At 48.5% G+C, this 17,774-nt stretch carries 18 protein-coding genes and 1 riboswitch; of the genes, 9 read left to right on the forward strand and 9 right to left on the reverse strand.

Annotated features, from left to right (window positions below):
- Window positions 1-8 precede the first annotated feature (8 nt).
- Window positions 9-1,412: a surface carbohydrate biosynthesis protein gene (locus ABO04_RS00625; RefSeq protein WP_160808679.1), complete on the forward strand. Its 1,404-nt coding sequence runs from the start codon at window positions 9-11 to the stop codon at window positions 1,410-1,412.
- Between the two features lie 266 nt (window positions 1,413-1,678).
- On the opposite strand, the gene ABO04_RS00630 is transcribed toward ABO04_RS00625, so the two are convergent.
- From ABO04_RS00630 to metK, 3 genes are all read right to left on the reverse strand, one after another.
- On the reverse strand, window positions 1,679-2,440 hold the full coding sequence (locus tag ABO04_RS00630) for a methylenetetrahydrofolate reductase (protein ID WP_160808680.1): 762 nt from the start codon (window positions 2,438-2,440) through the stop codon (window positions 1,679-1,681).
- Between the two features lie 170 nt (window positions 2,441-2,610).
- On the reverse strand, window positions 2,611-4,047 hold the full coding sequence (gene ahcY, locus ABO04_RS00635) for an adenosylhomocysteinase (RefSeq protein ID WP_160808681.1): 1,437 nt from the start codon (window positions 4,045-4,047) through the stop codon (window positions 2,611-2,613).
- A 16-nt stretch (window positions 4,048-4,063) separates the two neighbouring features.
- Window positions 4,064-4,141, reverse strand: a riboswitch (S-adenosyl-L-homocysteine riboswitch).
- A 37-nt stretch (window positions 4,142-4,178) separates the two neighbouring features.
- Complete coding sequence (gene metK, locus ABO04_RS00640; protein WP_160808682.1) at window positions 4,179-5,342, reverse strand: methionine adenosyltransferase; 1,164 nt, start codon at window positions 5,340-5,342, stop codon at window positions 4,179-4,181.
- 297 nt (window positions 5,343-5,639) lie between these two features.
- Here metK and ABO04_RS00645 point away from each other — a divergent pair, with 297 nt between their 5' ends.
- The 3 genes from ABO04_RS00645 to ABO04_RS00655 are packed head-to-tail and all read left to right on the forward strand — an operon-like array spanning window position 5,640 to window position 8,168.
- Window positions 5,640-6,338: an SDR family oxidoreductase gene (locus ABO04_RS00645; RefSeq protein ID WP_160808683.1), complete on the forward strand. Its 699-nt coding sequence runs from the start codon at window positions 5,640-5,642 to the stop codon at window positions 6,336-6,338.
- Between the two features lie 49 nt (window positions 6,339-6,387).
- Window positions 6,388-6,864 carry a tRNA (adenosine(37)-N6)-threonylcarbamoyltransferase complex ATPase subunit type 1 TsaE gene (gene tsaE / locus ABO04_RS00650; protein ID WP_160808684.1) on the forward strand — a complete coding sequence of 159 codons (477 nt, stop codon included), beginning with the start codon at window positions 6,388-6,390 and terminating at the stop codon, window positions 6,862-6,864.
- On the forward strand, window positions 6,828-8,168 hold the full coding sequence (locus ABO04_RS00655) for an N-acetylmuramoyl-L-alanine amidase (RefSeq protein WP_240141355.1): 1,341 nt from the start codon (window positions 6,828-6,830) through the stop codon (window positions 8,166-8,168). Before tsaE ends, ABO04_RS00655 begins: the two co-directional genes overlap by 37 nt.
- A gap of 48 nt (window positions 8,169-8,216) precedes the next feature.
- On the opposite strand, the gene ABO04_RS00660 is transcribed toward ABO04_RS00655, so the two are convergent.
- The 5 genes from ABO04_RS00660 to aroQ form a co-directional block, all read right to left on the reverse strand.
- Window positions 8,217-8,969, reverse strand: coding sequence for a zinc-ribbon and DUF3426 domain-containing protein (locus ABO04_RS00660; protein WP_160808685.1), 753 nt, complete (start codon window positions 8,967-8,969; stop codon window positions 8,217-8,219).
- Window positions 8,966-9,898, reverse strand: coding sequence for a 50S ribosomal protein L11 methyltransferase (gene prmA / locus ABO04_RS00665; RefSeq protein ID WP_160808686.1), 933 nt, complete (start codon window positions 9,896-9,898; stop codon window positions 8,966-8,968). The genes ABO04_RS00660 and prmA overlap by 4 nt, the downstream gene beginning before the upstream one ends.
- A gap of 35 nt (window positions 9,899-9,933) precedes the next feature.
- Window positions 9,934-11,292 (reverse strand): acetyl-CoA carboxylase biotin carboxylase subunit, encoded by a 1,359-nt coding sequence (accC, locus tag ABO04_RS00670; protein ID WP_160808687.1) that lies wholly within the window; start codon window positions 11,290-11,292, stop codon window positions 9,934-9,936.
- 68 nt (window positions 11,293-11,360) lie between these two features.
- Window positions 11,361-11,822, reverse strand: a complete 462-nt coding sequence (accB, locus tag ABO04_RS00675; RefSeq protein WP_160808688.1) for an acetyl-CoA carboxylase biotin carboxyl carrier protein — start codon at window positions 11,820-11,822, stop codon at window positions 11,361-11,363.
- Window positions 11,823-12,019: 197 nt separating this feature from the next.
- On the reverse strand, window positions 12,020-12,454 hold the full coding sequence (aroQ, locus tag ABO04_RS00680; protein WP_160808689.1) for a type II 3-dehydroquinate dehydratase: 435 nt from the start codon (window positions 12,452-12,454) through the stop codon (window positions 12,020-12,022).
- A gap of 205 nt (window positions 12,455-12,659) precedes the next feature.
- Here aroQ and thiO point away from each other — a divergent pair, with 205 nt between their 5' ends.
- Complete coding sequence (thiO, locus tag ABO04_RS00685; RefSeq protein ID WP_240141356.1) at window positions 12,660-13,793, forward strand: glycine oxidase ThiO; 1,134 nt, start codon at window positions 12,660-12,662, stop codon at window positions 13,791-13,793.
- Window positions 13,794-13,795: 2 nt separating this feature from the next.
- Here thiO and ispH read toward each other — a convergent pair whose 3' ends face one another.
- Window positions 13,796-14,767: a 4-hydroxy-3-methylbut-2-enyl diphosphate reductase gene (gene ispH, locus ABO04_RS00690; RefSeq protein WP_160808690.1), complete on the reverse strand. Its 972-nt coding sequence runs from the start codon at window positions 14,765-14,767 to the stop codon at window positions 13,796-13,798.
- Between the two features lie 289 nt (window positions 14,768-15,056).
- Here ispH and ABO04_RS00695 point away from each other — a divergent pair, with 289 nt between their 5' ends.
- The 4 genes from ABO04_RS00695 to hisH are packed head-to-tail and all read left to right on the forward strand — an operon-like array spanning window position 15,057 to window position 17,759.
- Window positions 15,057-15,341, forward strand: coding sequence for a hypothetical protein (locus tag ABO04_RS00695; protein WP_160808691.1), 285 nt, complete (start codon window positions 15,057-15,059; stop codon window positions 15,339-15,341).
- A 39-nt stretch (window positions 15,342-15,380) separates the two neighbouring features.
- Window positions 15,381-16,460 carry a histidinol-phosphate transaminase gene (gene hisC, locus ABO04_RS00700; RefSeq protein WP_160808692.1) on the forward strand — a complete coding sequence of 360 codons (1,080 nt, stop codon included), beginning with the start codon at window positions 15,381-15,383 and terminating at the stop codon, window positions 16,458-16,460.
- A gap of 42 nt (window positions 16,461-16,502) precedes the next feature.
- The gene (hisB, locus tag ABO04_RS00705; RefSeq protein WP_160808693.1) at window positions 16,503-17,090 is read left to right on the forward strand and encodes an imidazoleglycerol-phosphate dehydratase HisB; all 588 of its coding nucleotides are present in this window, start codon (window positions 16,503-16,505) and stop codon (window positions 17,088-17,090) included.
- Window positions 17,091-17,120: 30 nt separating this feature from the next.
- A complete protein-coding gene (gene hisH / locus ABO04_RS00710; RefSeq protein ID WP_160808694.1) occupies window positions 17,121-17,759 on the forward strand; it encodes an imidazole glycerol phosphate synthase subunit HisH in 639 nt (212 codons plus the stop codon).
- The last annotated feature ends 15 nt before the right edge of the window (window positions 17,760-17,774 follow it).

The raw sequence follows: 17,774 nt of genomic DNA on the forward strand, positions 1-17,774 counted from the left end.
ATTGAACCATGGCAACCTCTTCTGCATCCACGCTTATCATCCCCGTTGAAAATCAGGTACGCGAACTGGACGCCAAGCTTCTGCTGGCTTGCGTAGCCGCTGAACGGGGGTTTCCGGTTGTGATCGGTTCACGTGCTTTCGTACATTTTGAAGCTGCATCTCTGCCTCGCGGCATCTATCTCGCAAAAAGCATGCGCAGCCTGAGTAACTCGATGTTCCGCATCCTTCGTATGCTCGGACACGAAATTGTGGCCTGGGAGGAGGAAGCGCTGGTTCATCCACCAGCCGACACCTACTACTCCCTGCGGATGTCTCCCACCACGATCGGCAATGTTTCCCATGTTTTTGCCTGGGGACAGGAAAATGTCGATCTGCTCAGGCAGTATCCGCAACTTCCGGAAAATCTGCCCATCCATTTAACCGGGAATCCGCGCGGAGATATCCTGCGGCCGGAGATGCGCGACTACTTTGCAGACGAAGTAGAGAAACTGCGCCAGCTTTATGGTGATTTCATCCTTATCAATACCAACTTTACCGATGTGAATCCGTTTATTCCCAATGTCGGGCTATACATCCCGACGAAGGACGGAGATAAAAAATCCCGGCGCGGACAAGCCGGGATTGGCATGAGTGAAGAATTTGCCGAAGGCCTGTGGTATCACAAGAAAGCCATTCTGGAGGATTTCAGGCAGCTTATCCCCGCGCTGGAAAAAGCCTTTCCGGACATGACGATTGTAGTGCGGCCACACCCGAGCGAAAATTTTCAGGTCTATCATGACATTGCTGCACAATGCCGGCGTGTAAAAGTCACGAATGAAGGCAACGTCATCCCATGGCTTCTGGCCTCAAAAACCATGGTGCACAATGGTTGCACAACCGGGCTGGAGGCTTATGCACTGGGCGTCCCCGCCATTTCTTACCTTGCTACTTTCAATGCGTTCTACGACTATGATTTCCAGGGGTTACCCACCCGACTAAGTTATCAGTCATTTAATTTCAGTGAACTCCAGGATACGCTCTCCGAAATTCTTTCCGGAAACCTGGGCGTTGCCGGAGGTGAGGAACGTCAGAAGCTGATTGATTATTATCTTGCTGCGCAAAATGAACGACTCGCGAGCGAGCGTATCGTCGATGTACTGGAAGAAAGCGGCTACAATCAGTCTCAACCGCCAGCAAGCCCTATCCCCGTATACCTGACAGGATGGGCGCTGGCAAACATCAAATCGGCGCTGACACAGCTGAATATGCGCCGACCGGGCCCCAACCGGCAGGCATACCACGATCACCGTTTCCCTGAAATTTCAGTCGGTCAGATTGAGCAGAAAATCGCACGATTTGGAAGCCTGCTGAACCGGTTTGATTCCATCAAAGTAAAGCAGCACTCTCGCCACGTGTTCAGAATTAATAGCTGACAAGCAAGACTATTTGCTCGATCGAGACTAAACATACCATCAGTCTCGAGGTAAAAGGATTCGATCTCCGCCTTCACTGACAGCCCACGACATCAGACGCTGTAACTCTCCCAATACGCGGCCACAGCGAATTTGCTGCTTCTTGCTATTGAATTTGGCTTTGACACAGGTGAGTTACACGATTTTTGAATCCAGAGTATTACAGGTAAGCACATTTCACCCAAAGCAGATGTTGGCCCCAGGTTTATTCAGTACTTCCTTATCGTTCATAACCCCAGACGCTGCCAGATCCGAGTGGTTAGCGCAGCCGAGTTGAGTGTATAGAAATGCAAGCCGGGTGCACCGGCTTCCAGCAGACGTGCGCATAATGTCGTGACAACATCCAAACCGAATGCTTGAATGGAAGGAATATCATCACCAAAGCTTTCCAGTTTTCTGCGAATCCAACGCGGGATTTCCGTCCCGCAGCCATCGGCAAATCTCGCCAGTTGAGAAAACTTGCTGATTGGCATGATACCAGGAACGATCGGGACGTTCAGATTCGCGGCCTCACACATTTCCACGAAATGCAGATAAGCATCGACATTATAGAAAAACTGAGTAATCGCAGCATTGGCACCCGCCTCGACTTTCCGTTTGAAATTAGCGAAATCCTCCAGCGCGGAACGTGCTTGCGGGTGATATTCCGGATAAGCCGCCACCTCGATCCAGAAGGTGTCGCCGAATTCCTCTCGGATAAATGTCACCAGCTCATTGGCATAGCGAAATTCTCCTGCTTGTGCCATACCAGAAGGTAAATCGCCACGCAGCGCGATAATGTGGCTAATGCCGTGACTGCGGTATTTTTCGAGGATAGAGCGGATATTTTCACGGGTGGAGCCACCAGCACCAAATGTCACTGAAAAGAACTTCGGATTGAACCGGGCAAGCTGTATGCGCGTTGCCTGCAGCTTTTCCATTCCTTCCAGTGTCTGTGGCGGAAAAAATTCGAAACTGAATGTAGGTGTAAAGTTTTTCTGGAATTGCATCGGAATTCACTTCTATGAGTTGCGCTCCTGTTTCAGGGGTAACGCTGAAAATCAATAAAACAAAGCCGGGGAATTCAACTGCAATTTCCCGGCTTTATCTGGCTGAGTGTGGCGATTCCGAAAAAGCAGCAAGAGGCGGTTAGACCTCAACGCGGCTTATCGGAATACGCTTAGTACCGGTACATTTCCGGCTTATAAGGCCCGTTCTTGTCGAGATTGAGGTAACGTGCCTGCTCATCAGTCAGTTCGGTCAGCTTCACACCCAGTTTGCCCAGATGCAGGCGCGCGACCATTTCATCCAGCCGTTTGGGTAGTACATACACTTTCTTCTGGTAATCTTTACCGTTTTGCCAGAGTTCCATCTGTGCCAGCACCTGATTGGTGAACGAGCTGGACATGACAAAAGACGGATGACCGGTGGCACAGCCCAGATTAACCAGACGTCCTTGTGCCAGCACGATAATGCGCCGTCCGGTAGGGAAAATCACATGATCTACTTGCGGTTTGATGTTTTCCCACGGGTATTTTTGAACCGAGGCAATATCGATCTCAGAATCGAAATGGCCGATATTGCATACAATCGACTGATCCTTCATCTGTACCATGTGGTCGTGGGTGATCACGCGTAGATTGCCGGTAGCGGTGACAAAAATATCCGCCTGGCTACAGGCATCATCCATGGTCACCACACGATACCCTTCCATCGCTGCCTGTAATGCGCAGATTGGATCGATTTCAGTGATCCAGACGGTTGCTCCCAGACCTCGCAATGACTGGGCGCACCCCTTGCCAACATCACCATAGCCGCACACCACCGCGATTTTTCCAGCGATCATTACATCCGTTGCGCGTTTGATACCATCCACCAGTGATTCGCGGCATCCATAGAGATTATCGAATTTAGATTTGGTGACCGAGTCATTAACATTGATCGCCGGAAATGGCAGCTCGCCTTTTTTTTCCATTTCGCACAGGCGATGGACACCGGTCGTCGTTTCTTCGGTTACACCGCGAATTGCAGCAAGATTACGTGAATACCAGCCCGGGTGACTGGCAAGACGGTGGCGGATGGACGCAAACAACGCTTGCTCTTCTTCATTGCCCGGGTTAGCGATCACGGAAGAATCGCGTTCAGCCTTGCTGCCCAGGATAAGCAGCAGAGTTGCATCTCCACCATCATCCAGAATCATGTTGGCACCATGCGAACCATCGCTGGCCCATTCAAAGATCCGGTGAGCATAGTCCCAGTATTCTTCCAGCGATTCCCCTTTGTAGGCGAATACCGGAATATTGCAGGCAGCAATCGCCGCGGCAGCATGATCCTGGGTGGAGAAAATATTGCAGGAAGCCCAGCGGACTTCCGCACCCAGCGCCACCAGCGTCTCGATCAGTACGGCTGTCTGGATAGTCATGTGCAGGGAACCAGCGATCCGCGCACCTGCCAGTGGCCTCTTGCCGGCGTATTGCTCGCGCAATGCCATCAAGCCAGGCATCTCGGTTTCAGCAATGGCAATTTCCTTTCTACCCCAGTTTGCCAGCGATAAATCGGCTACCTTACAGTCATTAAAAACAGGATTATCTGTGACAGGGTTGATTGTTGCACTCATAACACATCTCCTAAGAAATGAAAGAGCGCCGTTGTTGGGTTGTCCATTGGTACGAGCCTCACGGAATTTACCGCTGCAGCGCTCCTCGGTACCAGTGGAGCTTCATTCAGACTGAATGGTCGTGAAAATAATCAGATACCCGCATCTGCCTTGAGCTGCTCTGTTATGTCGGTTTTTTCCCAGGTAAAGTTGGCTTCTTCCCGACCAAAATGACCATACGCAGCTGTTTTGCCATAAATCGGACGCAGCAGATCCAATTCATGAATCATCGCTCTGGGACGCAGGTCAAAATTTCGCGTGATCAGCTCAGCAAGTTTTTCATCTGAAATCTTACCGGTACCGAAAGTTTCCACCATCAACGAAACCGGCCTGGCCACCCCGATTGCATAAGCTACCTGAACCTCACATTTACGTGCCAGGCCGGCCGCAACGATGTTCTTAGCCACATAACGAGCAGCGTAAGCAGCTGAGCGATCTACTTTGGAAGGATCTTTGCCGGAAAAAGCACCGCCACCATGATGAGCTGTACCGCCATAGGTATCCACAATAATTTTACGCCCGGTCAGTCCGCAATCTCCCATCGGCCCCCCTACCACAAAACGGCCGGTAGGATTGACCAGGTATTGCGTATGACTGCTCAGCACTTCCGCTGGCAAAACCGGCTTGATGATTTCCTCGACAACGCCCTCAAATAAGTTGCCATTGGAAATGTCCGGATCATGTTGTGTTGAAATAACGACCGTTTCTATGCTTTTGGGTTGTCCGTCGATATAGCGCACCGAAACTTGGGATTTTGCATCCGGGCGTAACCAGGGCAACTTACCGTTTTTTCTCAGTTTTGCCTGCTGTTCGACCAGACGATGCGCATAATAAATCGGCAACGGCATCAGTTGCGGTGTTTCATCACAGGCATAACCAAACATCAGCCCTTGATCTCCGGCTCCCTGATCCATCTCCTCTTCCTTGCTGCGATTCACTCCCTGGGCAATATCGGGAGATTGCTTATTGAAGGCAGTCAATACAGCACACGTGCTTGCGTCAAAGCCGATCTCGGAACTGGTATAACCAATTTCACGCACGGTATCCCGGGGAATGGCGTTGTAATCAATGGTGGCATGGGTCGTGATTTCACCTGATAAAACGATCAACCCCGTGCTGCACATGGTCTCGCAAGCTACACGTGCATGGGGATCCTGTCGCAGGATGGCATCAAGTATCGCATCCGATATTTGGTCGGCAACCTTGTCGGGATGGCCTTCAGATACGGATTCAGAAGTAAAAAGGTAGTTACTCATATTAGTTTTATTGATTGGATTGAGGTTATGAATGAGATAATACTTAACTCGTTCAAGAGTAAAGCCGGTTTCAGATTTCAGAGCTGAAGATAATAGTGGGTTATAGCAACATGCTGCGGAAATTGCCTTAGTGTGCTGTTGCATGAGCATCCGGATTATTCCAGAAATTCATATAAAAATCATGGTTCCTTTTATTGGATATACTTCAGCGCAGGAAATACAGATGTAATAATCTGTTATTTTCTCAATTTGATTCTTTGAAAAGAGCGTAATTTCGACCATTGATGGAGGTTTCCAATGAATACTGTTTTGATTACGGGAGCCAATCGGGGGATCGGCTTGGAGTTTGCCAGGCAATACGCAGCCGATGGCTGGAAAGTGGTGGCTTGTTGCCGGCAACCGCAGCAGGCTGAAGCACTGGGTCGGTTGGCTGATCAATACAAAGACCGATTCTTCATTTACCAGCTCGATGTCAGAGAACACGCGAAAGTCGATCAGCTGTCACATAAACTACGAGATTTACCTATCGATATTTTGATCAACAATGCCGGCGTTTACCCACTCGCACAAAACGGGGAATTCGGCCATATCAGCTATGATGATTGGATGGAGGCTTTCAGGGTCAATACATTTGCTCCTCTCAAAATAGTCGAAGCGCTGGCCGAACAGATTGCTCACAGCCAATTAAAAATTGTTGCCACCATCACCAGCAAGATGGGCAGTATCGCTGACAACCAGCGCGGAGGCAGTTATATTTACAGATCCAGCAAAGCTGCTGTCAACATGGTGGTCAAGAGCCTTGCTGTCGATCTGCAACCGCGTGGCATTATTGCAGTGCTGCTGCATCCGGGATGGGTACAGACTGATATGGGTGGACGCGGTGCACTGATTTCGGCACAGCAGAGTGTTACTGGCATGAGAAGCATCCTGGGCAAAGTAACCCACTCTGATACGGGCAAATTCATTGCCTATGATGGACAATCTGTACCCTGGTAACCCACTTTTCTGCCGGTTGATCAGGCAGTACGCTTTTATTTGCAACCAGATGTACTCATCCCATGTTGTAAAACTCAACGATGAAGCGGCAACTCTCTCCTTGGGGGAACAGCTTGCGGCTATACTTCATCCTGGTCTAACCGTATTCCTTCATGGCGAGCTGGGAGCCGGCAAAACCACGCTTGTACGCGGAATATTGAAAGGGTTGAAGCATCACGGCAAAGTAAGAAGTCCCACCTATAACCTGGTTGAAATCTATAAACTTCCAGCGCTATACTTGTATCATTTTGATTTTTATAGATTCAATGATCCGTTGGAGTGGGAAGAAGCAGGTTTTCGGGAGTACTTCAACCAGGATTCCATCTGCCTGATCGAATGGCCTGAAAAAGCAGGAGAATTTCTGCATGCAGCTGATTTGCATATATGGATCAGCTATTCTCAAATAGGAAGAATCGCTACATTTAAAGCGGAAACGGAGGCAGGAGAGCAATGCTTATCACACTGGCAAGAACGGGCATCCGATTGAACCAATCCGGAGTCAGACAAAGCACTCCCTTTTTACTCGTTATCCTGGCTATCTTTTTGCAACTGGCTTTATACAGTAGCGATACATCTGCCGGCACCCCAATTACAGCAGTACGCTACTGGGCCGGTCCCGAATATACCCGGCTAACGCTGGAATCACGCAATCCGGTCAAATACTCGGTTAGCACACTCCAATCACCCAGAAGGGTTGTGATGGACATGGAAAATGTTTCATTATCCGATGCGCTGAAGCATTTGTCGGGCAAGACCGAATCACAGGATCCGCTGGTAAGTGCATTAAGAGTCGGAAATTTCAATTCCCGAACTGTTCGGCTGGTTGTGGAATTAAAAACAGATGCCGTGCACAAAGCATTCGCGCTTGACCCTGTCGACCAGTTCGGGCACCGGCTGGTACTGGATCTTTATCCATCGAAACCCCTGGCAATAGAATCGCACGAACAGGATCCGCTCATCGCATTAATACAAAAAAACAAAAAACCAGAACCAGCTGCCCGTTCACGTAATGTAGTTGCCGATATAGCACCCAATGCTGCCCTGACAGCGATCAGTCGCAAACCCGAAAGAAAACGGAGTATTACTATCGCAATTGATGCCGGACATGGTGGTAAAGATCCGGGGGCGATCGGCCCACAAGGCTCCATGGAAAAAGATATCACCCTGTCCATTGCCAAAAAACTCAAGGCTAAAATCGACAAGGAGCCCGGTATGCGTGCTGTATTGATCCGTGATGGAGATTACTTCATCCCACTTGCCAGTCGTCGAAGCAAGGCAAGACAGGCCAACGCCGATTTGTTCGTATCCATTCACGCCGATGCCGCTCCACGGAAAGAAGCACATGGTGCTTCAATTTATGCATTATCAGAAAACGGCGCCACTTCCACGACAGCACGCTGGCTCGCCAAGAAAGAAAATGAAGTTGATCTGATCGGCGGGGTCAAGCTGGAAGACAAGGATCGCTACCTGAAGCAGACCCTTATTGATCTATCCATGAACGCCACAATCAATGACAGTATCCGGCTGGCCAATCACGTGCTGAATGAACTTGGAACAATCAGCCACTTGCACAAAAAAAATGTAGAACAAGCTGGTTTTGCGGTACTCAAATCACCTGATATTCCATCTGTTCTGGTTGAAACTGCATTCATCAGCAATCGGACAGAAGAAGCCAAGCTTAATTCAGAGGCTCATCAGAACAAACTGGTTGATGCGATATCAGTTGGACTCAAGCGCTATTTCAACAGCAGATCCTGGCAGATCCGGATGGATGTTGCTGATACCAGATAACCAGCTTCTACCGGTTCCCGGACCACGCTGTTTTTTGGAAATGTCCAATTATGGATAAAACAGCTCCAGTTTGTAACTCGTGGCGTTGAGCTGGTCCGTATTCAGGAAGCATTGAATTTGTATTTCACTTCCACCTGAAAATGCAGACTGATCGGCTGCAAAATCCAGATAATCTTTTGCAGTAAAAATACGGCTTGCCAGAGGTTTTGCATCAGAATCTGTCAATGTCAGCAACAATGCCGGCAATTCCTGTGGGAAAGGCGCATGATTGCGCATGATTGCAGAAAGCTCCACTACATCAGGATCAGCAGAAGAACGGACACGCAAATCTGATGATTCCAGACTCAATAAATGAAGATGACGCGGCCACTCAATCTTGCATTGCATCAGATTGCAATATTCATTCAGTACCGGCCGGAACGCAGGAAAAGCAATCAATATTTCAGTACGATAAGCATGCATCACCTGGCTCAGTAACAATAGCAGCAATACTGCATTGGGCACCAGCCAAAGCCGGGAAACTTTTGGCGCGGGAGGATGGATATCGAAATGATCAACAGGGGGAGGAGTTGCAGCAACCGACATTGCAGCCACATTATCCAGTCCGGGTTGAGCAGAGCCAGGCTGCGGAGAGATTGCAACCGGCTGGATACACACCTCCGGAACAGTCATCAGTACCGCAAAACCGTTGAATACTCGCTTACACTGCTCACAGCGCACATCGCCGCCATGTGAATACAACTGCATCCCCGTCAACCGGAAAATTGCATGACAGCTGGGACAGCGCGTCACCAGAGTCATGATGCGCTAGAGGCTGATTTTTCGCCTGTGAGAAGTACCCATCCCTGATCTTTTGCAGCAATCTGCATATCAAACCACTCACTGTAAACCTGCACAACTTCATCCGCCTGGGTTTCCAATATTCCTGAAAGTACGATACGTCCGCCTGGCTGCAAAGCTTGCATCAGAACAGGTGCCAGCATGATTAATGGGTTGGCCAGTATATTGGCAACCACTACAGTGGCGGAAAGCCGCCCGATATTATCCCACCCGGGCGAAGATAGCGCGGTGGTAAACAATAATTTATCCGGGTCACAGTAATTATTCCGGGCATTTTCGAAGCTAGCGGTAACAGCATTCGGATCAATATCCACACCCATCACCCGATCAGCTCCCAGTTTCAGCGCCGCAATCGCCAGGATGCCAGAGCCACATCCATAATCAAGTACGCTATCGCCCGGTTGAAGAAATTCATCCAGCCAGCTCAGGCACAATCGGGTAGTTGAATGACTGCCTGTACCAAAAGCCAGCCCTGGATCCAGTCTCAGGTTAATTGCGGCCGGATCGGGCAAATCATGCCAGGATGGAACCACCCACAATCGTGAGGAGATTTTAATCGGTTCGAACTGCGCCTGTGTCAATCTGACCCAGTCCTGTTCCACGACTCGTGTCAGCTGGTAGTCTGGCAATGCAGATATCCCCATAACCTGGGCTATTGCTTGCACGATTTCATCCACATTCACACTTTCTTCGAACAATACTGTTACTTCTGTCTGTCGCCAAAATTGCTCCGGAAGCGCTCCAGGTTCACCAAACAAAGGCTGCTCCTGATCAGTTCCTTCGGCTGCATCATGCACATCAACCGACAGCGCACCCAATTCCAGCAATCGGTCACTTACTGAATCAACGTCATCGGATCCAACTTTAAAGGTCAGAGAATGCCAGGACATAGCCGATTTTTGTCACGGGTTTTCTCACAGTCGTATCAAGTCGTTTTTTTGTTATACAGTGCAAGTTTGTTTTCAAGATAGTGAATGGAAGCGGGCTCAGACACAAAATTACAGTCCGCCAGAAGATCCAGATGCAACGGAATATTGGTTTTGATACCTTCAATAACCATTTCAGTAAGCGCAATACGCATACGCGCAATGGCAAGGTCGCGATTATCACCATAGGCAATTACCTTGGCAATCATGGAGTCATAGTAAGGTGGTACGCGGTAATTGTGATAGATATGGGAATCAACCCTGATTCCAGGACCACCTGGCGCGTGGTACTGTGTAATACGTCCAGCCGAGGGTGTCAGTTTATAAGGATCTTCTGCATTGATACGGCATTCTATGGCATGCCCCCTGGTCACGATATCCTTTTGTTGTACTGACAGCTTTTCCCCTGCTGCTACACGAATCTGTGCCTGAACCAAGTCAATACCCGTGACAGCTTCTGTCACCGGATGTTCAACCTGAAGCCGGGTATTCATTTCAATGAAATAAAATTCATTGTTCTCGTACAGAAACTCGAAAGTTCCCACTCCCCTGTAATTGATGCGCTTGCAAGCCTCGACGCATCGCTCCCCGATTTGATTACGCAATTTGGCAGAAATACCTCGCGCTGGCGCTTCTTCAATAATCTTCTGATGGCGACGTTGCATGGAACAATCCCTTTCCCCCAGATGAACGACATTGCCATACTCGTCCGCCAGCATCTGGAATTCAATATGGCGCGGATTCTCCAGGTATTTTTCTGCATAAACCACCGGATTGCCAAATGCAGCCTGCGCTTCATTGCGCGTTGTAATCACCGCATTCGAGAGCGCTGCCTCGGTATATACAACGCGCATACCGCGCCCCCCACCCCCTCCGGCCGCCTTGATAATGACCGGATATCCAATCTCCCTGATTATCTTCTTTACCTCATCAAGTGAATCCGGCAACGCTCCTTCTGATCCTGGCACGCAGGGAATACTTGCCTGCAGCATCGCACGTTTTGCAGAAACTTTGTCTCCCATCAAGCGGATCGTATCCGGCCGGGGGCCGATAAAGAAAAAACCACTCTTTTCCACCCTTTCCGCAAAATCTGCGTTCTCGGATAGGAAGCCGTAACCCGGATGAATGGCTTCAGCATCAGTGACTTCAGCAGCACTAATAATAGCGGGGATATTCAGATAACTTTGCGCAGATGCCGCCGGACCGATACAGACTGATTCATCGGCCAGTTTGACATATTTGGCTTCGGCATCCGCTTCCGAATGAACCGCTACGGTCTTGATACCCATAGTCCGACACGCTCGCTGGACACGCAGCGCTATCTCTCCACGATTTGCAATTAATATTTTTTCAAACATATAAATTAAATGATGAAAAATAGATCAGGACAAACTTCTGAGAATTCAGGGATTTATTTCCAGGCGGATTATTGTTCAATCACAAACAACGGCTCACCATATTCAACAGGCTGGCCATTTTCCAACAAAATGGCCTTGATTTTGCCCCCTCGATCAGCTTCGATTTCATTAAGTAGCTTCATCGCCTCAATGATACATAGCGTATCTCCCGGTTTTACTTGTTGGCCTACTTCAGCAAACGGCTTGGCTCCCGGAGCTGAGGCACGGTAAAAAGTACCTACCATGGGAGATTTGACGATATGGCCTTCCGGCAGACTCGGTTTCTCTTGCGCCTCGTTTTCATTGGCTGCAGATGCCGCTGATTCTGCCGGAATCGGGATCTGATATTGCGGTACAACTGCTGCAGTCGGTTGTGCCAGAGTCACGGATTTGCTGATACGTACTTTTTCTTCACCCTCAGTCACTTCCAGTTCGGTAATACTGTACTCTTCAACCAGTTCAATCAATTTTTTGAGTTTTCTCAAATCCATATTTTCCTCCGGGACAGATCCCGTCCATGAACATTTTGATGGCCCTCAGGCCTGAAATTTCTTGTTTCTTGATAACGACCGTTGACCGATCCGTAACTGAATCAGTTCATTTGATTTGCACTGTCATTTGTTTCGATTATCGAAATCTGTCTGATTGCGAGTGAATCTTTCCAGCAATATCACCCTGTCCATACTATTTATCCGGCCAAAGCAAACTGGAGCGCCAGCTCATATCCCGCCGCGCCTAATCCACTGATGACCCCGACTGCGATATCCGAGAAATAAGAAGTGTGACGAAACGATTCACGTGCATAGATATTGGAAAGATGGATTTCCACAAACGGCAAGCGGGTAGCAGCCAAAGCATCACGCAAAGCTATACTGGTATGCGTCAAAGCAGCCGGATTGATAATGATAAAGTCAGTGCCATCATTCATGGCTTTTTGTACACGGTCGATTAATTCATGTTCGGCATTGCTTTGGAACGTATTCAATATTGCAGAAGCCGCCTGCGCTTTTGCGACCAGATTCCTGTTAATATCTCCTAGCGTTGCATGTCCGTAAACAGACGGTTCTCTTTTCCCTAAAAGATTCAAATTGGGGCCGTGAACAACCAGAATTTTTGTAAACATTGCAGCTCTGCCAACCTTACAGTTTCATGACATGATTATGGCGCGTTATCGTAATATTGTACAGTTTTTTATGCATTTTCACCGAAGTTAAAGAATATTCAATCTCTACTGCTGGTTTAACTTTTTCTCTTCTGGAGCGTAAGATACCCACTCGGAAGGATGAGTTCCGGACGAATAGGTATCTGCGCCGGCACGATTAGCAAGTATGGTGAGAGCATGTATAAAGCAACACCCGGTAATCGGGATGGTGAGTGATTTCATAGTAATTGGAGCAGGCATCGTTGGTCTTTCCACTGCACTCCGATTACTAAAGGAAGGCGCATCAGTCACGCTCCTTGAACGTCACGAAGCTGGCCGTGAGGCATCATGGGCTGGTGGTGGTATTTTATCTCCTCTATGTCCGTGGAACTATCCGGATACTGTAAATCGCCTCGTCACCTTCAGCATGTCACTTTATCCGGAATGGATTGCGGCATTAAGTACAGCCACTGAAATTGATCCGGAATATCATGTATGCGGACTTCTTGTTCTTCCTCCCTATGACCTGGATAAAGCTGTCAGCTGGTGCACCGCTCATGCGGCGCCATTGATATATCAGCCTTTCCCGCTTTCTCCAAGCCACGATCACGCTCAACAGCAAACCGATCAGGCACTGTTACTTCCTGATATTGCCCAGGTTCGAAATCCATGCCTGTCACAAGCGCTATACAAACGCGTCAAACAGCTCGGTGGAAATATTATTGAACACTGTGAAGTCCAGAAACTGGATACAACCCGCCAGGAAATCAGATCCGTCCGGACGCCACACAAAACCTTCTCGGCCAATCGATACATCCTGTCAGCCGGTGCATGGAGCAAACAAATTCTTGGGGAACATGCCCTGAATATTGAAATAAAACCAATCCGAGGACAGATATTGTTATACAAATTTCCGGAAAGACCGCTGCATTCCGTTGTGTTGCAGCAAGGTCTTTATCTCATTCCCCGGTGTGACGGGCATTTACTCGTCGGCAGCACAATCGAGGATATCGGATTTGACAAAGGCATTACACCTGAAGCAAAAGACAAGCTGTCCGGATGGGCAAAACAGCTATTACCGGAGCTGCGTGGCATGTCACCGCTAAAACACTGGTCAGGCTTGCGCCCCGGCACACCCGACAACATTCCGGTAATCGGGGCACATCCATTCCTTAAAAATCTTTATATCAACAGCGGACATTTTCGCTATGGTGTCACAATGGCCCCCGGCAGCGCAGAAATACTAACGAACGAAATTATGAAACGCGCCCAACCTTTTGATACCACCCCCTATCAGCAGGGATGGAATTTGTTTGGATAATATCAGACATATTTATTGAAGCTGACTGGCTCAGCTTTTGGCAGTGGAAATGTTACTGATTCAAGCACCCCCGTCAATTCCTCCACTACCACGCTCTGGCTCGACTGCTTAGCCGCGATCTGCTCAAGACGCTCCAGCACCTGCTGAACCAGGATTTCCGGAGCAGACGCACCCGCAGTAATGCCGATACACCGCTTATTGGCTAACCAGCTTTCTTGTAACTGTGACGCCTGATCGACCATATACGCTTCCACATTCTCATTTCTGGCCACTTCACAAAGACGGTTCGAGTTTGAACTATTCGGCGAACCCACCACAATCACCAGATCACAAAGCTTAACCAGCTTTTTGACAGCATCCTGCCGATTCTGCGTGGCATAGCAAATATCATCCTTCTTCGGGCCAACAATCTTTGGAAAGCGCAACCTCAGTGCCTCAATCACACGCGCCGCATCATCAACAGACAATGTTGTCTGAGTAACATATGCAAGATTATCTTCATTCCCAACCTGTAACCCGGATACGTCTTCTGCGGTTTCCACAAGGTACATCGTCCCTTTTTCCTTCTCGATCTGCCCCATGGTTCCCTCGACCTCAGGATGACCCTGATGGCCGATCATGACGATTTCTCTGCCTTCCCTGTTCATCTTGGCCACCTCCACGTGCACTTTGGTCACCAGTGGACAGGTAGCATCAAATATCTGCAGTTTGCGAGCAGCAGCCTCTCTTCTTACTTCATGGGAAACACCATGCGCGCTGAAGATAAGCATACTGCCTTCTGGCACTTCCTCCAGATTTTCCACAAACACCGCTCCTTTTTTCTCCAGATCCTTAACCACGAAGCGATTGTGGACAACTTCATGTCTTACATAAATGGGAGCGCCATACATTACCAATGCACGCTCAACAATTTCAATGGCCCGGTCAACCCCGGCACAGAATCCCCTCGGATTTGCAAGCAATACCTTGATCATCAGCCTATTTCTCCATTATTTATGCGCAGGTTCGATTATAAACCCGCAGAGATTAATGCATACTCATTAATCCAATCCGAGGTTATTTATCTTCCCCCTACCCCACTTCACACCTGATCGGATCAGGCTGCAAACCGGGTAACAATTAAGCCCCAGACCTTCGTTGCATATAAAGTTCTTAAAATCCTTCCTCACTGGCTGTATACTTTCAAAACATATCACAGCACATGATACATAAAGAAACATTTAACCGGCTTCTAAACTTAATGGTTTTATCTAAATACTCCTGATGGGCGCACTGTTTTTCTATACTTTCATCTATTTCGTCGGGCATTATTCTGCGCTCGGGTTAAACATAATTACAAACAAAAAATTGCTCAACCATCGCCTGGTTGGTCTGATTGGTGTAATCCTTGTAGCAATCATGCACGCCTACAAAATTATCAGCAGCACGGGTCACGATGAAGACACGCTATATGCAGTAAGTTATTTCGTCATTTTCCCGGTAGTGGTCATCAGCGCAGTCCTTGTTTATCTAAGCGGCAAAGATAAAAACGATAACAACCCCAAGTAAATCTCAGGATTGGACAACTGCTCTTTCTTTTTTTGATACATGACTTCCTTGTCACCTGATCAGATCATTCGCCAGGAAATCCTTGCACTATCAGCCTATCATGTCCCGCCAGCAGAGAACATGATCAAGCTGGATGCCATGGAAAATCCCTATCGGCTTCCTTCATCTTTAAGCAAAGAAATCACCCGGATTACAGCAGACGCACATATCAACCGCTATCCCGATCCGAACGCCACTGCCCTCAAAAAAACGCTTCGGGCATCGCTAGCCATTCCGGATGGAATGGAAATCATGCTGGGCAATGGTTCAGACGAAATCATCCAGATCATCATGCTGGCGGCTGCAAAGCCGGGAGCGAAGCTGCTGACCGTTGAACCCGGGTTCGCCATGTTTAAAATAATTGCCACATTGACGAATATGGAATACATCGGCATCCCGTTGAAACCAGATTTTTCACTGGATCTTGATACGATGCTCACGGCAATTGCACGTCACCGGCCAGCCGTCCTGTTTCTGGCCTACCCGAACAATCCCAGTGGCAACTTGTTCGACGAGATTGCTCTGGATAAAATAATTCGGGCATCCCCGGGTCTGGTTGTAATAGACGAAGCTTATCATCCATTTGCAGGAAAAAGTTTTATCGAGAAACTCACAGACTATCCCAATTTACTGGTTATGCGAACGCTTTCAAAATTGGGATTGGCAGGGCTTCGCCTCGGACTTTTAACCGGCAGATTAGACTGGCTGCATCATCTGGAAAAATTGCGACTGCCTTACAACGTTAATGTAATTACCCAGCTTGCCGCAGAAAAAATCATGTACCACTACGATATACTCCGGCATCAGGCCGAAACAATCAAACAAACCCGGGCCAGACTCATGACTTTCCTTGAACATCTGAAAGGTGTCGAGCCTTATCCCTCTGATGCCAACTTCATTTTATTCCGGCTCGACAATGCCAGCCAGATTTTCAGGCAGCTTCAGCGACATGGTATTCTGGTAAAGAATCTTGACAACAGTCATCCCTTATTAAAAAATTGCCTCCGTGTAACAGTTGGCACACCTGAAGAAAACGATCGCTTCTGCAATACACTACAAGATCTGCTCACTGGAAATTAATCGGGAGATTAAACAAAACGTTCCGTTTGAATCTGAATACTCATGCGCAAAGCTCAAGTTACCCGCAATACTCAGGAAACACAAATTACCGTAGCAATCAATCTGGACGGCCAAGGTAAGGCACAGCTGGACAGTGGTGTTCCTTTTCTCGATCATATGCTGGATCAGATTGCCCGCCATGGCATGATCGATTTGAATGTCACGGCCCAAGGTGACCTCCATATCGATGCACACCATACTGTAGAAGATATTGGTATCGCATTGGGTCAGGCGCTGAATCGCGCCATTGGTGACAAAAAAGGAATATTGCGTTATGGCCATGCATATGTGCCTCTGGATGAAGCGCTGTCAAGAGTGGTCATTGATTTATCAGGCAGACCCGGTCTGCAGTTCAACACGCTATTCACGCGCGCGGCTATCGGCTCTTTCGATGTCGATCTGATTCAGGAATTCTTTCAAGGCTTTGTCAACCACGCTATGATAACGCTGCACATCGACAACCTGACCGGTAAAAATGCGCATCACCAGGCTGAATCTATTTTCAAGGCATTCGGACGCGCGTTACGTATGGCCGTAACAACCGATCCGCGCTGTGATAACCTCATTCCATCCACCAAAGGCGTATTGTAGGTCAAAAACGCTCAAACCCCTGATACGAATATGAACTCGATTGCCGTTGTAGACTACGGGATGGGCAACCTGAGATCGGTATCCAAAGCACTGGAACATGTCGATTCATCTACTGTGGTCACGGTAACCAGTGATCCAGATGTAATCCGATCCGCCTCACGCGTTGTAGTGCCCGGCCAGGGCGCAATGCCTCATTGTATGCAGGCTCTGGACGACCAAGGCTTGCGCGAGGTAATCGTTGAAGTCGCCCAAAACAAACCCTTTCTCGGCATTTGTCTCGGATTGCAGATGCTGTTCGGGGAAAGCGAGGAAGGCAATACCCCGGCATTGGGTATTCTGCCAGGCAGCGTAAAAAATCTGAGAGCAAATGACGTTGCTGATGGCGGCACGCAAAAAATCAAAATCCCCCACATGGGTTGGAGCCAGGTTCACCAGACCAGAGCACATCCATTATGGGATGGGATTGATACTGATACACGTTTTTACTTCGTTCACAGCTATTTTGTAGCAACAGACGCACCGGAAATCGTAGCAGGCAGTACCGACTACCCGACTCCATTCACATGCGCAGTCGCCAGGGATAATATTTTTGCCACCCAGTTTCATCCGGAGAAAAGTCACTCCGCAGGACTGGCACTATTAAACAATTTCCTGAAATGGACACCATAATCAACAGCCAGCATC

This window comes from Nitrosomonas sp. HPC101 (genome assembly GCF_009833125.1).
In the GTDB taxonomy this organism is placed as follows: Bacteria; Pseudomonadota; Gammaproteobacteria; order Burkholderiales; family Nitrosomonadaceae; genus Nitrosomonas.

Coding starts and splice junctions, on each gene's coding strand:
- ahcY (WP_160808681.1), bottom strand. CDS start 4,047: ATGAGTGCAACAATCAACCCTGTCACAGATAATCCTGTTTTTAATGAC.
- hisB (WP_160808693.1), top strand. CDS start 16,503: ATGCGCAAAGCTCAAGTTACCCGCAATACTCAGGAAACACAAATTACC.
- hisH (WP_160808694.1), top strand. CDS start 17,121: ATGAACTCGATTGCCGTTGTAGACTACGGGATGGGCAACCTGAGATCG.
- ABO04_RS00630 (WP_160808680.1), bottom strand. CDS start 2,440: ATGCAATTCCAGAAAAACTTTACACCTACATTCAGTTTCGAATTTTTT.
- ispH (WP_160808690.1), bottom strand. CDS start 14,767: ATGATCAAGGTATTGCTTGCAAATCCGAGGGGATTCTGTGCCGGGGTT.
- ABO04_RS00645 (WP_160808683.1), top strand. CDS start 5,640: ATGAATACTGTTTTGATTACGGGAGCCAATCGGGGGATCGGCTTGGAG.
- ABO04_RS00625 (WP_160808679.1), top strand. CDS start 9: ATGGCAACCTCTTCTGCATCCACGCTTATCATCCCCGTTGAAAATCAG.
- thiO (WP_240141356.1), top strand. CDS start 12,660: ATGGTGAGAGCATGTATAAAGCAACACCCGGTAATCGGGATGGTGAGT.
- ABO04_RS00695 (WP_160808691.1), top strand. CDS start 15,057: ATGGGCGCACTGTTTTTCTATACTTTCATCTATTTCGTCGGGCATTAT.
- ABO04_RS00660 (WP_160808685.1), bottom strand. CDS start 8,969: ATGACTCTGGTGACGCGCTGTCCCAGCTGTCATGCAATTTTCCGGTTG.
- hisC (WP_160808692.1), top strand. CDS start 15,381: ATGACTTCCTTGTCACCTGATCAGATCATTCGCCAGGAAATCCTTGCA.
- tsaE (WP_160808684.1), top strand. CDS start 6,388: ATGTACTCATCCCATGTTGTAAAACTCAACGATGAAGCGGCAACTCTC.
- metK (WP_160808682.1), bottom strand. CDS start 5,342: ATGAGTAACTACCTTTTTACTTCTGAATCCGTATCTGAAGGCCATCCC.
- accB (WP_160808688.1), bottom strand. CDS start 11,822: ATGGATTTGAGAAAACTCAAAAAATTGATTGAACTGGTTGAAGAGTAC.
- prmA (WP_160808686.1), bottom strand. CDS start 9,898: ATGTCCTGGCATTCTCTGACCTTTAAAGTTGGATCCGATGACGTTGAT.
- accC (WP_160808687.1), bottom strand. CDS start 11,292: ATGTTTGAAAAAATATTAATTGCAAATCGTGGAGAGATAGCGCTGCGT.
- ABO04_RS00655 (WP_240141355.1), top strand. CDS start 6,828: ATGCTTATCACACTGGCAAGAACGGGCATCCGATTGAACCAATCCGGA.
- aroQ (WP_160808689.1), bottom strand. CDS start 12,454: ATGTTTACAAAAATTCTGGTTGTTCACGGCCCCAATTTGAATCTTTTA.